At 45.0% G+C, this 14,087-nt stretch carries 12 protein-coding genes and 1 pseudogene; all 13 read right to left on the minus strand.

Features of this window, described 5'->3' with window-relative positions:
- Nucleotides 1-22 precede the first annotated feature (22 nt).
- On the minus strand, nt 23-1,849 hold the full coding sequence (gene dnaG, locus ABXS78_RS10300) for a DNA primase (RefSeq protein ID WP_366247172.1): 1,827 nt from the start codon (nt 1,847-1,849) through the stop codon (nt 23-25).
- Nucleotides 1,850-1,872: 23 nt separating this feature from the next.
- Nucleotides 1,873-2,343 (minus strand): DUF188 domain-containing protein, encoded by a 471-nt coding sequence (locus ABXS78_RS10305; protein ID WP_095222498.1) that lies wholly within the window; start codon nt 2,341-2,343, stop codon nt 1,873-1,875.
- Between the two features lie 311 nt (nt 2,344-2,654).
- Nucleotides 2,655-3,617: an acyltransferase gene (locus tag ABXS78_RS10310; RefSeq protein WP_366247173.1), complete on the minus strand. Its 963-nt coding sequence runs from the start codon at nt 3,615-3,617 to the stop codon at nt 2,655-2,657.
- A gap of 145 nt (nt 3,618-3,762) precedes the next feature.
- On the minus strand, nt 3,763-4,572 hold the full coding sequence (locus ABXS78_RS10315; RefSeq protein WP_366247174.1) for a pyruvate, water dikinase regulatory protein: 810 nt from the start codon (nt 4,570-4,572) through the stop codon (nt 3,763-3,765).
- A 21-nt stretch (nt 4,573-4,593) separates the two neighbouring features.
- The gene (locus tag ABXS78_RS10320) at nt 4,594-5,226 is read right to left on the minus strand and encodes a helix-turn-helix transcriptional regulator (RefSeq protein ID WP_095222495.1); all 633 of its coding nucleotides are present in this window, start codon (nt 5,224-5,226) and stop codon (nt 4,594-4,596) included.
- Nucleotides 5,227-5,254: 28 nt separating this feature from the next.
- Nucleotides 5,255-7,342: a glycine--tRNA ligase subunit beta gene (gene glyS, locus ABXS78_RS10325; RefSeq protein WP_366247175.1), complete on the minus strand. Its 2,088-nt coding sequence runs from the start codon at nt 7,340-7,342 to the stop codon at nt 5,255-5,257.
- Nucleotides 7,332-8,222, minus strand: coding sequence for a glycine--tRNA ligase subunit alpha (glyQ, locus tag ABXS78_RS10330; protein WP_366247176.1), 891 nt, complete (start codon nt 8,220-8,222; stop codon nt 7,332-7,334). The genes glyS and glyQ overlap by 11 nt, the downstream gene beginning before the upstream one ends.
- Before the next feature lie 296 nt (nt 8,223-8,518).
- Nucleotides 8,519-9,262, minus strand: a complete 744-nt coding sequence (recO, locus tag ABXS78_RS10335; protein ID WP_366247177.1) for a DNA repair protein RecO — start codon at nt 9,260-9,262, stop codon at nt 8,519-8,521.
- A 107-nt stretch (nt 9,263-9,369) separates the two neighbouring features.
- Nucleotides 9,370-9,444: pseudogene (locus tag ABXS78_RS10340) on the minus strand (YqzL family protein); the annotation flags it as partial.
- Between the two features lie 108 nt (nt 9,445-9,552).
- A complete protein-coding gene (gene era, locus ABXS78_RS10345) occupies nt 9,553-10,461 on the minus strand; it encodes a GTPase Era (RefSeq protein WP_366247178.1) in 909 nt (302 codons plus the stop codon).
- 664 nt (nt 10,462-11,125) lie between these two features.
- Nucleotides 11,126-11,506, minus strand: coding sequence for a diacylglycerol kinase family protein (locus ABXS78_RS10350; RefSeq protein WP_366247179.1), 381 nt, complete (start codon nt 11,504-11,506; stop codon nt 11,126-11,128).
- Complete coding sequence (gene ybeY, locus ABXS78_RS10355; RefSeq protein WP_366247180.1) at nt 11,475-11,948, minus strand: rRNA maturation RNase YbeY; 474 nt, start codon at nt 11,946-11,948, stop codon at nt 11,475-11,477. Before ybeY ends, ABXS78_RS10350 begins: the two co-directional genes overlap by 32 nt.
- A complete protein-coding gene (locus tag ABXS78_RS10360) occupies nt 11,948-14,062 on the minus strand; it encodes an HDIG domain-containing metalloprotein (RefSeq protein WP_366247181.1) in 2,115 nt (704 codons plus the stop codon). Before ABXS78_RS10360 ends, ybeY begins: the two co-directional genes overlap by 1 nt.
- Nucleotides 14,063-14,087: the final 25 nt, after the last annotated feature.

Here is a 14,087-nt window from a genome sequence, read left to right on the forward strand (position 1 = left end):
CAAAACATCAAGCTATCTATTGTTACAGAGAACTTTTTAAAGTTCTTCGTATTTCCATGATTTTCATGGCTATCTGTGCTGCCCGAATGGGATCATTTTCCTGTTCGGCTTGCCTCTGTTCGGCCAGCAGCTGGCTAATATCCGTCTTATTCACTTGCTCGCGTTTAATGGTGCGGATATAATCGCTGATTTCCTGATCACTGATATCCTCGACTACCGGCAGCATAGCTGCCTGGATGACCAGCTGCTGCAAGGAAGGATCCTCCAGCGATGATACGAACTGGCTCACATCCGCATCATTGCCCTCTTCGTAAAAAGCATACAGATGAGTGGCGATCACCTGGACCTGATCCGTTATAAATGAAGCCCCTAACTCTTCTTGCACTTTATCCGCAATTGCCGCTGTTCTAAGCATATGCGCCAACAGCTGTTTTTCTGCCGTCTGAAAAGCAGTTGGTATTTTTTTTTCATAATTTCGACGGGATTGCTGCTTTGGAGCCGGTGCTTTAGCCGAATTGCTGGCTCCTCTCTTGCTTTCCCGTTTACGGAGTCTGGGCTCAAGATCGGCGACAAGCGTATCCAAGGAAAGGTCCATTGCGTTAGACAGCTCCCGCAGATAGTGTTCCCGTTCTACAGAGCTTTCAATCTGCGCAATCTCATCCAATACTTTTTCTACATACTGCAGGCGATCTCCTTCAAGTGAAAGGTTGAAGTCCTGCTTCAAGTAGTGCATCATGAAGGACATAGCCGTCAGTGCTGCATCGATGATGGATCGTTTGAACTTCTCTGCTCCATGCTCACGGATGTAGTCATCTGGATCCAAACCGTCCCGAAGCATAGCAACACGCACATGATTGCCAGTTTTTTGCAGTATTTGCAAAGCTCGGTAAGTCGCTTCAAACCCCGCCTTATCGCCGTCATAACAAATGACAACCTGCTCTGCATACCGCTTTAAAAGCCTTGCCTGGGTCTCTGTCAGAGATGTCCCAAGCGTTGCAACCCCGTTTCTGACACCTGCTTGATGCGCTGCAATCACATCATTGTAACCCTCGAATACAACGACCTGACCCGTCTTACGAATTTCACTTCTGGCTAAGTCGAAATTGAACAGCATTCTTCCTTTTTGGAAAAGCTCACTTTCGGAACTGTTCAAGTACTTCGGTTCCTGACCTCCACCTAGTGTACGGCCACCGAAGCCTACTGTCTTACCGAGATGGTTCCGTATCGGGAAAATAACGCGCCCCCGGAAGCGATCCTGAGGCTTATTTTCTTTATCGGTTGAAAAAAGACCTGTATGAAGCAGTTCTTGCGGCTTGTATCCTTTTCCTTCAAGGAATTTTACAGTAAAGTCTCTGCTGTTTGGTGCAAAGCCTAGCTGGAAGGTGTCAATCGTCTCATCCGTCAAACCGCGGCCGAGAAGATATTCATAACCAGTCTTACCTTCTTTCGTGTTGCGCAGCAAGTTATGGTAGAGCTTGACGACCCATTCGTTCGCCTCAAGTGCAGTCTGCTCTTCCCTGGATTGCCCGCGTTCCTGCTGTGCTGCTACAGAAGCAGGCACCTCTGTCCCGCTTCTCTCTGCAAGCTTTTGAACAGCCTGGGAAAAGGAAAGGCCTTCTAATTCCATTAGAAAGGTAAATACATTTCCTCCCTTTCCACAACCGAAACAATGAAAAATCTGCTTTTCCTGGGTCACGGAGAATGATGGTGATTTTTCACCATGGAATGGACAAAGCCCGAAGTAGTTCCGGCCTTGTTTCTTTAATTGGACATGCTCGCCGACCACATCGACGATATCATTTGACTTGCGGACTTCCTCGACTATTTCTTCTGGTATTGCACCAGCCATTTCACATCACCAACCTATATAATTCAACAACTTCCGTCTGATTCCTGCATTTTTCGACAAAAAGACGAAAAAATAGTAAGGAATCTTCTTCTGTCGGCAGCTGTCAGCTTGGAAGGTCCCTTAATTCGTTTGCCCTGTCGTTGATTTTGGATTCGCATATGCTTTCTTAGAAGGATCTCATCGGCATCGTCCTCCGTAATCAGCTCTCCGCGAGGTGTGATGACTGTTACGTCCTTGGCTGTGAGCAAAGTAGCCAAAGCTAGGTCTTGAGTTACAACACAAGCTCCAGACGTTATATGGTTCAGAATATACCAATCCACCGCCTGATCCACTGGATCAAGAACCACCCAGGAGGCATCTGAATCACTGCTCAGATGATTGATTGTGGTTACGAATCGGACAGGAACGTGATAGGCTGCACATGCAGAAACAATCTCCTTCTTGACAGGACAGCTATCTGCATCCACATAGACAATAGGGTTATGTGATTTCATGTCTCACTAATTCTACAATAAAATGCGGAATCCTTCCTTTTTCGTAAAATTTTTATAAAGCTTTTTACCTCAAGGGTTACCAATTAAACTTTTTTCATACTAACAACATTTTTTCACAAAAACTAATTATAATACAAAGTATTTAAAAAAGCCATTATTTTAACTGGCGTTCAGGAAGCCTTTGATTGCTTCGGCAGACTGCTGTTTCTTGGTAATTTACCAAAGAATAACGAAGCAAAAGGCACAAAGCGATGACAGAGATAAATGATCAAAAAACAAAGTCCCATTACAGCGAGATAACGGAGCATTATCTATATATGAAATAAATAGTTGCTGTATGCAGGGATTGTTCTGGTTACATAATCCAGAATGAGCGGATGCAGCAGATAGTAACCGAAGGAATAGCTCGCAATTTGCTGTAATCTGGCTAATGTTGACGGCGAAAGCTTGTCTGCCAAAGATTCAGTAATCCGGAATATGCTGTAACAGCCTGTTATAAGGAAAACATAATTTACACTCTCATATAAAATGTTGTTCCATTCAAATGCACCGAGAGTTCCGGAGAAATAATAATAAACCGCTATGGCTGATCCTGCTATACCACTGATCAGCAGCCATCCCCAGGTAGTCCAGCGTCTGCTTTTCGCTTTTTCCCTATCATAGTGTATGCCTATCCATCCTCCGAGCAATAACGTACCCATTAATTGCAGAAATAACGGAAAAGGGCTCAATGGCACGAACGTCTGCAGGGCAATATAGCCTAATTGCAGCAAGCCGCCGAACACAAACATATATTTTCTAAAGATAGCAACTTTATGATCCAGCCAAATCAGCAAAGGCAAAACGACATATATTTGAACAATGAGAAATATAAAGTGCAGCTGATAGTAGCTTTCTCCAAAGAGTATCCGCTTGGCGATAGCTGCTGGATGGAGATCTCCAAAGCCGAGAATCACTTTATGCACTTCGTACACAAGAGCCCAAATGATGTAAGGAATCAGGATAAAGCTGACTCGCTTCTTGTAATAATCTTTCCATAAGGACTTTGTCAGTTTTTTGTGCTTGTATTGATAAAAGAAAACCAGACCGGTAATAGCTATAAACAACCCTGCTTCTATCCGGATGATCCTATTCAAAAAATGATATTTCTCGTACGCATCGCCTGCAAATGGAAGAACTGTTGCATATGCACCTGTCACATGGACGAGCACGACAAGTGACATTGCCAAGAGTCTCATCAGATAGATCGATTGGATCTGCTGTTGTTTTTTCATGTTAGGTCTCCTTGTAGACGTCATTTACGAAACAGAAGAGGCAACAACAGATGCCTGCCGTTACCTCTTCTGTTTTTATCGTAAAGATTTTACCGGAGGACCGTCAACATGATAAACAGAATCTTAACACTAACTTTGTATTAACTTAATCCTGTTGGTTGCGGACAGTCAAGATACTATTGGCAGTTTCTTCAACTGCTTTATTGGAAACATCAATTACACGACAGCCGATACGTTCGGCAATCTTATCAAAATGTTCCAGTTCATGATTGATTCGGTCGATATTGGCATAGCTCGCTTGATCCCCCAGACCGAGCGCTTTTAGACGTTCCTTGCGGATATCGTTTAGCTTCTCTGGACTGATGCGTAGACCGATACATTTAGAAGGATCCACTTGGAAAAGTTCCCGAGGCGGATCTACTTCCGGGACAATCGGTACATTGGCGACTTTCAGACGTTTATGCGCCAGATACTGTGATAATGGCGTTTTGGATGTGCGCGATACACCAATGAGTACAATATCAGCCCTTGCAATACCACGTGGATCACGTCCATCGTCATAACGAACCGCAAATTCGATCGCTTCAATTCTGCGGAAATAATCTTCATCAAGACGATGGACAAGGCCTGGCTGAAGCTTTGGTTTCTGATGGAACATATCAGCCATCGCATCCATAAGCGGACCCATCAGGTCGATGCAAGGTATACCGTGCCTTTGTGCTTCGCTAGTAAGGAAAGCCCGGAAATCCGGATTGACCATCGTGAAGGCGATGATTGATGGACGTTCGTTTGCTTGTTTCAGCGTTTCTTCCAATATAGCTGTGTTCTCTACGTAGGGAACTCGCTGCAAAGCAAACGGCTCTTCCAAATTAAACTGACTTAATGCTGCTTTAACGACTAGCTCTGCTGTTTCCCCTACAGAATCTGATACAACATAGACGATAGGTTTCTCCATCGGTTCCCCTCCTGGATATATTTACATAAGTTCATTTCGAGCAAGTTCCACAAAAGCCTTTGTGATCGTTGTCTTTGTAATACGTCCAACTACTTTGGCACCTGCCTCAGTTGATCTTTCTATGACCGGAAGACTGTCGATTTGTTTATCAATCAACCGATTGGCCGCTTCCACCAGCAATTCATCCGGATAACAAACGGCTACGTTCGGCATCCTCGTCATGATGATATGAACTGGAATTTCCTGCAGTACCTGATTGCCGATACTTGCTCGCAGCAGATCCTTACGAGAAACGACTCCAACGAGATTGTTGTCTTGATCGACTGCAAAAAGCGTTCCGACATCACTCAGGAACATTGCACTGATCGCGTCATAAGCTGAATCATCCTCTTTGACGACAATCGGCATCGATTGGAAGGTCTCTACTTTGTATTTCATCAGTTTTTCTGTAATGATTTCTGAACCTGTTTTACCCGTATAGAAGTAACCAACACGCGGTCTTGCATCCAGGAAACCTACCATTGTCAGGATCGCCAAATCCGGACGCAAAGTCGCCCGTGTCAGATTAAGCCGCTCCGCGATCTGTTCTCCTGTAATCGGACCCGCTTCTTTCACAATCGCGATAATCTGCTGTTGTCTTTTAGACAAATCCATGTTCATCACCTCTATCCAAGAACTGCCCTCATTGGACCTGTTTCCACTGTACTTTTGTCACATCTGCATAGCTGAGAATCAGTGCAGCCAATTGGTTCAATAATGATAAGCGGTTCGTTTTTAATTTTTCATCCTCTGCCATGACCATTGTATGGTCGAAGAATGCATGGATAGTGTCAGCGAACGCTGCCAGCGTATCCAGAGCTTCTTTCGCTTGACGGTTGCTTGCAGCTTCCATATAAGCTTTTTTGTTCTCATCGAGCTTGCTGTAGAGCTGCTTCTCGTATTCATTTTCGAATAACGCTTCCTCTACCCCATGATCAGCACCTTTTTTAGCAAGGTTGATGACGCGTCCCAATGCTTCCTGAGTTGGTTTGAAGCTCTCATCCTGACGCAATACTTGCAATGTTTTCGCTTTAGCAAGTGTGTACGGATAGTTACCGATTTGTACAGAAAGAACGGCTTCCACAACATCATGAGAGATACCTTCTTCTTTCAGCAATTGAGAAGCACGCTGGTGGAAGAAATTGCGAATATCTTCTGTATAGGTATCCTTTTCAACAGTCGGCAAAGCTTGCTGCTCAAACAATTCCACTGTGCGATCGACTATCTCTTCTACCGTGATCTGCCAGTCTGTCTTCAACAGCATTTGGATGATACCAATTGCCTGACGGCGTAAACCATAAGGATCCTGTGAACCAGTCGGAACATTGCCGATTACCATGCTTCCAACGATTGTGTCCAGTTTATCGGCAATGCTGACAATCGTACCTTCCACAGACTCAGGAAGCTCTCCATGAGAGGAAAGCGGCATATACTGTTCGCGAATTGCTTGGGCTACTTCTTCAGCTTCGCCGAAGTGGCGTGCATATTTCTCACCCATGATACCTTGAAGTTCAGTGAATTCGTTCACCATATTCGTCACAAGGTCAAATTTGGCGATGCTTGCAGCGCGCTCTGCTCGAGCTGACGTTTCCGAATCGATAGCTGCAGCTTCACTAATCATCTTCGCAATCTTCGTTACTCGGTCCACTTTATCCTGCAAGGTACCGAGTTCTACTTGATACACCATTTTAGACAGCTTTTCTTGCGCTTTCTCAATCGGCTGCGCTTTATCCTCCGCATAGAAGAATTCGGCATCCTGAAGTCTGGCACGAAGCACCTTTTCGTTTCCGCGTGCTACATTCTCCAAATGATCGCTGTTTCCGTTACGTACACCGATGAAATGCGGTAACAGCTGCCCAGACGTGTCTGTAACTGGGAAGTAACGCTGATGTTCCTTCATGCTCGTAATCAGCACTTCTTGCGGCAAATCCAGGAAGCTGGCAGCAAAATCGCCATGGAATACAGTCGGGTATTCCACCAAATACAGCACTTCCTCCAAAAGATCTTCATCAATTGGAATTTGCCAGCCGTTTGCAGTTTCCAATTGACGAATACCATCGATGATCATCTGTTGACGCTTCTCCTGATCCACAATAACAAATTGCTCTTCCAGTACAGATGCATAAACAGAAGGATTATCAATTGTAGCTGTTTTTCCAAGGAATCGATGACCGTAAGTAAGATTTGATGATGCTGTTCCCGCTATCTCCATTGGAATGACCGCTTCACCATACAATGCTACGATCCAGCGAATTGGTCGTGCATAACGCAAGCTGCCGGATCCCCAGCGCATATTCTTAGGGAAATGCAGACTGAGCAGCACATCTTTGAAAGCTGGAAGCAAGTCTGTAGCATGCTGACCTTTGACAAACTTCTTCACAAAGATATATTCTGTTCCATCCACGTCTTTCGTATAGATATCATCAACTGAAGCACCTTGACCGCGCGTGAAACCTTGTGCTGCCTTCGACCATTGTCCTGCTTCATCTTTTGCGATTCGAAGTGCAGGTCCTTTCACTTCTTCTTCGATGTCAGGCTGCTTATCGGAAAGTGCTAGGATTGAAACAGCCACACGTCTCGGTGTTGCTTGTACAAGTACCTTTTCAAAGGAGAGACCCAGCTCATTCAGCCATGCTGTCGTTTTGGTTTCTAACTGCTCAATCGTGCCAGGCAAAAACCGTGCTGGCATTTCTTCTAAGCCAATTTCGAAAAGTACATCCTTATTTTGCATGCTCATCCGCTCCTTCTTTCAGCATTGGGAAGCCAAGTCGTTCCCGTTCTGCTACATAGCTCTTCGCAATGGATCTGGCCAAGTTACGTACTCTGCCGATATAACCAGTTCGCTCTGTCACTGAGATGGCGCCTTTGGCATCGAGCAAGTTGAATGTGTGGGAACATTTCAACACGTAATCATACGCAGGGAAGACAAGCCCTTGATCCATGATCCGCTTCGCTTCTTTTTCGTACATATCAAACAGCTGGAACAGCATGTCTGTATCAGATTCTTTAAAAGTATATGTGCTATGCTCAAACTCCGGCTGCTTGAAGATATCAGCTACTGTAACGCCATCTGTCCATTCGAGCTCGAAAACATTCTCTTTATCTTGAATGTAAGAAGCAAGTCGTTCCAGACCATATGTAATCTCAACGGAAACGGGTTTTGCTTCCAAGCCGCCGATTTGCTGGAAATACGTGAACTGCGTGATTTCCATACCATCAAGCCAAACCTCCCAGCCAAGTCCAGCGGCACCAAGTGTCGGGTTCTCCCAGTTATCCTCAACAAAACGGATATCATGCTTCAATGGATCGATGCCCAACTTGCGAAGAGAGTCCAAGTATAGTTCCTGGATATTGTCTGGTGAAGGCTTCATGATCACCTGGAATTGATGATGCTGGTATAAACGGTTCGGGTTTTCCCCGTATCGGCCATCAGCTGGGCGTCGGGAAGGCTCTACATAAGCTACGTTCCACGGTTCAGGTCCAAGGCTGCGCAATAAAGTCATAGGGCTCATTGTTCCTGCCCCTTTTTCTACATCATACGCCTGCATCAATAGACAGCCCTGGTCTGACCAATGCTTTTGTAACGTCAAAATCATATTTTGGATATTCATCGGATTCCCTCCATCTTCTTTTCATCAACGTCTGGATGGACAAAGAAAAATCCCGTCCTTATGCTGCTTAAACAGCATAGGGACGGGATTACCGCGGTTCCACCCTAATTGCTCCCAAATGGAAGCCACTCTTTTTTCCTTTTGCTCCAAAGCGCCTTCTCCGTCTGTCTTTGTTCTGGCTCCCACTATCCCAGATTCGCTATGCAAAGGACCGGACGGATACTACTCTTCTTCAACGCAAGCCGTCGATTTTGTTACTATCATACTAAATGGCCGCACTAATTGTCAACAAACCTTTATTGAAGTTTATCTAATTGTGCAAGGAACTTCTTGCTTTTCAGGAAATAACCACCGTACCGATCATAATAAGTATCAAGCAGCTCGTTTAGAAGCCGTTTAGTTTCTGGCTTCACCGAAATATTGCCAATCCTGGAAATATCGATACTCGAAAATAGCTGCAGAAGCTTCGTTACTTTTTCTGATAATACATATGCATCCGGGTCAAGATGCATACAGCGTCTGCAAAGCATACCGCCTTCCGGTACGGAAAACCGGAAAGGCAGCTCCGTATTTCCGCAATTAACGCATTGATGCACTGTCGGCGCAAAACCACCGCGGCGGAACATCTTCAATTCATAAATGATTCGCAAAACATCTGCATCCTTGCCGTCATTGATCCACTCCATCACCTGCAGCAGCTGGCGGAATAAATCAGGATCAGGCTTATTATTATCTGTCAGCTTGTCTGTCATTTCCGCTATATAAGACGCATAAGCTGTTTTGACGATATCTTCACGGATCGACCGGAAGCTTTGCAGAGGTTCTCCTTGCTGCATGGCTCCCATGCCCGAGCCAAGCTGTACTAGAAATGACCCAAAGATGAATGGCTGCGCAATGGCAGCCATCCTGCTTTTCGGTTTCTTTGCACCTCTTGCCATCACAGCGATCTTGCCGCGATCTTCTGTGAATATGGTAATGATTTTATGTGTTTCCCCATAATCCTGTGTGCGCAGGATTATTCCTTCTACGTTTTGGAGCAACGCTCTCTCCCCAGTCCAGTTGCTTACATTTTAGATTGAAGCCGATTATAAGTCGGGAGCTCAATGATGTTATTTTGCTCCGGAGGTAATAGTGAATTGTACATTGTTTCGATTTCTTTCATCAATAAGTAGGTTTCGATACTCCCGGTCTTGCTAAAGATTTGCCAATGGAAATCAATCACAGGAAGTCCACCTTTCTATGCTTTTTTTAAGAAATGAATATACAAAACATTCTCCTAGTTAGGATGACACCTTCTCCTCAATCCATGTGCTTCAAATATTACCAGCTATCAATATTCTTCACGGCTGAAACCGTAATCATTGAGCTGCGCTTGCTTATTACGCCAATCAGGCTGTACTTTAACCCAAAGTTCGAGAAATACCTTACTGCCAAGCAGCATCTCTATATCTCTACGCGCCAGCTTACCGACTTGTTTGAGCATACTGCCCTGCTTTCCGATGATGATCCCTTTTTGGGATTTTCGTTCCGTGATGATCGTAGCTTGGATAAATACCTTCTCCGTCGTGCTGTGGCGATTCTCGATTGCTTCAATGACAACAGCGATCGAATGCGGTATCTCCTCCCGTGTCAAATGCAGTACCTTCTCACGAATGAGCTCACTTATAACGAAGCGCTCCGGGTGATCCGTCACTTGGTCTTCCGGGTAATATTGCGGCCCCTCTGGCAGATAACCTTTTAACGTTTCAAGTAAATGCGCCGTATTATTGCCTTCCAGCGCACTGATTGGGACAATTTCTGTGAAGTCCAACTTGTCCTTATACAGCTCGATAAGTTCGAGCAGCTTATCCGGATGGACCTTATCAATTTTATTCAGTACCAGGAAAACTGGGTTGTTGACTTTCTGCAGTCGTTCAAGGATGAATTGATCCCCTCTGCCATAGCCTTCCTCGGCATTGACCATGAACATGACAGCGTCCACTTCATTCATTGTGTTCTCTGCTGTCTTCACCATAAAATCTCCGAGCTTATGCTTCGGTTTGTGGATACCAGGCGTATCAATAAAGATGAATTGTGCATCATCCTGCGTGAGCACCCCTTGAATCCGGTTACGCGTCGTCTGCGGCTTATCACTCATAATAGAGATCTTCTGACCGACAAAACGATTTAATAAAGTTGATTTCCCAACATTGGGTCTCCCGATGATGGAAATGAAACCTGAGCGAAATTCTTTCTCCATGCTGTTATATTCCTCCAAGTACTAGTACGACAAAAACCTCGAGTACTATAAAAATGTTGTATCTCTATCTTACTACAAATCCCCCGCCACTTCACCCATTCGACAAAAGGGGTTAAAAAAAACCAAAAGCGGAGAAGACCGGTTAGAAACGAAGTGGTAAGTGAGAAGGCCCGGAGGAAGGTGAACTCTCCTTCCGCAGGGACTTATCGCTTACAACGCAGTTTCTGGTCTTCGCAGCTAGACGGCTATCCAAAAGCGGAAAAGGCCGTTTAGAAACGGAGGAATAAGTGAGAAGGCCCGGAGGGAGGTGAACTCTCCTTCCGCAGGGACTTATCGCTTATGGCGCAGTTTCTGGCCTTTGCAGCTAGATGAAATCAAAAGCGGAAAAGGCCGTTTAGAAACGAAGAAGTAAGGGAGAAAGCCCAGAGCAAGGCGTTATTTCCTTGCGCAGGGACTTATCACTTATGGCGCAGTTTCTGGCCTTCGCAGCTAGACGAAATAAAAGCGGAGGGAACCGTTAAGAAACGAAGTGGTAAGCAAGGGAGCCCAGAGTGGGTGATTTCCCCACGGCAGGATTCATTGCTTACAACGCAGTTTCTGGTTCCCGCAGCTAGACGACGCTCCAATGGAGTAAAAAACCGCCCATCTACATGGACGGTTTTCCTCACAATACAGAAATGATTTCCGGAACGAAAACGACAAGACCGACACAAATGGCAGTGATAGCCGCAATGAGGACGGCACCTGCTGCAATATCCTTGATGAGACCTGCTGCCTTGCTTTGTTCGGGCGATAGGTGATCCATCATAAGTTCGACGACTGTATTAATCATTTCCGTCACAATGACGAAACCGATACTTAAAAGGATAGCCGCCCATTCCGCTGGGTCGATCCGGAGAATCAAGCCTGTTATCAGCGCGATGATTGCTGCGATTGTATGAATACGGAAATTCCTCTCCTCGAGGAAAGTCCAGCGTATCCCATTCCACGCATAGCGGAATCCGATGCCAGACTTAGTTTTCTTCCCGTTTGAGTCCGAAGCCATTCAAAATCTCCTCTTGTCGACCGAACATCTTCTTCTCATCTGCCTCATTCATATGATCATATCCTAAAAGATGCAGGAAGCCATGCAAAGCGAGAAAACCAAGTTCCCTATCCACACTGTGCTGATACTCTTCTGCCTGTTCTTTTGCTTTGTCGACAGAGATGATGATATCACCGTAAACAATCGGGATTTCTTCTCCGATTATTTGCTGTTCGCCTTCCCCTTCTTCTTGCATGGCAAAGGAGATGACGTCTGTCGGTACATCCTTTTGACGATAATTACGATTGATCACCTGTATTTCAGCATTGTCCACAAATGTGATGGACATCTCCGCTTCTTCTGTTATTTTCTCTGCTTCCGCTGCGTATTGGATAAGCCGATCAATCAAATCTACATAATCTGCTGTCACGCTATTCGTTTTATCATGGAAATCAATATGCATTAGTTTGCCTCCTTCACTTTTTCTTCATCCGGGTATTCGATCCGGGAATGAAATATTCCCGTAAGCGCCTGACAAATCGCTTCTTTGATTACTTGCAAATCCTGTAAAGTCAACGGCGCACAATCCAGTTGGCCATCCATTAGCTTATCCTTGATGATATTATCTACCAAGGTGCCGATTTTTTCCTGAGTCGGCTCTTTCATGGATCGAACTGCTGCTTCGACAGAATCACAAATCGATAGGACCGCTGTCTCTTTCGTTGAAGGCTTTGGACCTGGATAGCGATAAGTTTCTTCCTTTACGTCTTTATTATATTCCTTTTCCTTGTAGTAAAAAAACTTCAAAAGCGATGTCCCATGATGCTGTTTGGCCATATCAACAATTTCCTTAGGAAAATGGTTGTTTTGCAGCATTTGTGCCCCATCAAATGGATGGCGAATGATAATTTCAGCACTTTGCCGCGGGGATAACTTGTCATGTGGATTCTTTCGACCCATTTGGTTTTCAATGAAAAGCTGCGGCTGTCGTGTTTTGCCAAGATCATGGTAATATGCACCGACTCTGGCTAGCAGGCCATCTGCTCCGATTGCTTCACATGCAGCTTCACACAAATTAGCTACCATGATGCTGTGATGATATGTCCCAGGAGCATCAGTAAGGATCTTTTTCAGTAATGGGTGATTCGGTTTCGATAATGCTAAAAGCTTCGTTTCGGAAAGGACACCGAATCCAGCTTCGACGAACGGCAGAATACCAGCTACAAGTACGACTGACAATATAGCAGACAAAACGGCAAAACCTACATAAAGCAGCACCGCATCCCAAGCATATTTTTCGAATGCGAAGAATAAGAATAACAATACACTAATCACTTGCACACTTGCCAGCAAAAGAAGCGCTTTTGCCATCGCTGCTTTATCCTTTACATTTCGAATGGAATAGACGGCTGCCAGCTGGGCGAACAGGAAGTAAAGTGTCGCCTCCATGTTTAAAGATCCAGGTATTTCATCGTTCAAAATGATCCCAGCCAATATACTGTACACGATGGCATATCCGATAGCGAACCGTTCGCTCAGTAAATGCCTGAACAAAACTGCCGCAAACGCAGCAGGAAGCAGTAAATAATAATGCTGATCAGTTGTTCCAAGAGCACTGACCAACTTCAACAATAGGGCAGACATACAAATAAGCAAAAACGAAAACAAAAGGACAGACTTACTCGGTCTAGTCCGTTTTTTTAATGTATGTATTGTTTCATATGCCAGAACACCGGTTAAAAGAGCCACGAATAGTACCAGACCGACAAGCGGCAGGACATTCCTAGTATTGTTTAATAGACCTACGAGCTTCAGTTCTTCATAAACATCGTTCGTGATCGTCTGTCCTTCCTGGACGATGATCTGGCCTGCACGAATCATGACAGGTGCTACGCTCTGCTGGGCTTCTGCTCTTGCTGAGGCTGTATCCTGTGCGTCAAAGGATGCATTCTGTACAATAGCAAAGTTAGTCAGCGAACGGAGTGCTTGCTTAGCGCCAGCAGACACATCTGCATAACCGATTCTTTCTCCCATCTCTTCCTTCGTCTGCTGTACTTCATCGCGTTTTACCCCATCTTCAAGATATCCAGTCATCGTGTCGACGAATACTTTTTCACTGATTTCTCTTTCGTCTGACGGTATTTGGAGCAGCTGTTCCAGCTGTCTGTCCGTCAAATCTTCCTTAACAGATTCGGAAAGCAGATCCTTGACTGACTCGACTCTTTGGTCGATAGGCTGATCGGCTTCATCTGCTTGTCCGATTGCAGAGAAAATCTCTTCAACCGCATCTGTTTTCGCTTCTGTTATTTCAGAGGATACAGTATAGCGGTCATCTATTTGCTGGCTGGCTTCCTGTCTTTGTCTTTCCGTCTGGGCTTCATTCTCGATGGTAATCGGTGAACGGATCGTTTCTTTTGCTGCATCATAAATCTGGACGTCATAATTCTTCGTTGTCACATTGGAAGCTGTCGTAACAAAGAAGAAGCACCCGAGCAATATTGCTCCAATCAAAATGAATGCACGTTCACCAGCTTCTGATTTCCTTCTAAACAGTTCCCTGAACTTCTTTCTAGCCACTCTCTGCCCTCCTATCCGCTTAAAC

This window comes from Terribacillus aidingensis, from assembly GCF_040703035.1.
Taxonomy (GTDB): Bacteria; Bacillota; Bacilli; order Bacillales; family Amphibacillaceae; genus Terribacillus.

Excerpts from the sequence above, each read along its gene's own strand:
- ABXS78_RS10310 (WP_366247173.1), bottom strand. The coding sequence starts at position 3,617 with ATGAAAAAACAACAGCAGATCCAATCGATCTATCTGATGAGACTCTTG.
- ABXS78_RS10320 (WP_095222495.1), bottom strand. The coding sequence starts at position 5,226 with ATGGATTTGTCTAAAAGACAACAGCAGATTATCGCGATTGTGAAAGAA.
- ABXS78_RS10350 (WP_366247179.1), bottom strand. The coding sequence starts at position 11,506 with ATGGCTTCGGACTCAAACGGGAAGAAAACTAAGTCTGGCATCGGATTC.
- ybeY (WP_366247180.1), bottom strand. The coding sequence starts at position 11,948 with ATGCATATTGATTTCCATGATAAAACGAATAGCGTGACAGCAGATTAT.
- ABXS78_RS10305 (WP_095222498.1), bottom strand. The coding sequence starts at position 2,343 with ATGAAATCACATAACCCTATTGTCTATGTGGATGCAGATAGCTGTCCT.
- era (WP_366247178.1), bottom strand. The coding sequence starts at position 10,461 with ATGGAGAAAGAATTTCGCTCAGGTTTCATTTCCATCATCGGGAGACCC.
- glyQ (WP_366247176.1), bottom strand. The coding sequence starts at position 8,222 with ATGAATATCCAAAATATGATTTTGACGTTACAAAAGCATTGGTCAGAC.
- dnaG (WP_366247172.1), bottom strand. The coding sequence starts at position 1,849 with ATGGCTGGTGCAATACCAGAAGAAATAGTCGAGGAAGTCCGCAAGTCA.
- ABXS78_RS10315 (WP_366247174.1), bottom strand. The coding sequence starts at position 4,572 with ATGGAGAAACCTATCGTCTATGTTGTATCAGATTCTGTAGGGGAAACA.
- glyS (WP_366247175.1), bottom strand. The coding sequence starts at position 7,342 with ATGCAAAATAAGGATGTACTTTTCGAAATTGGCTTAGAAGAAATGCCA.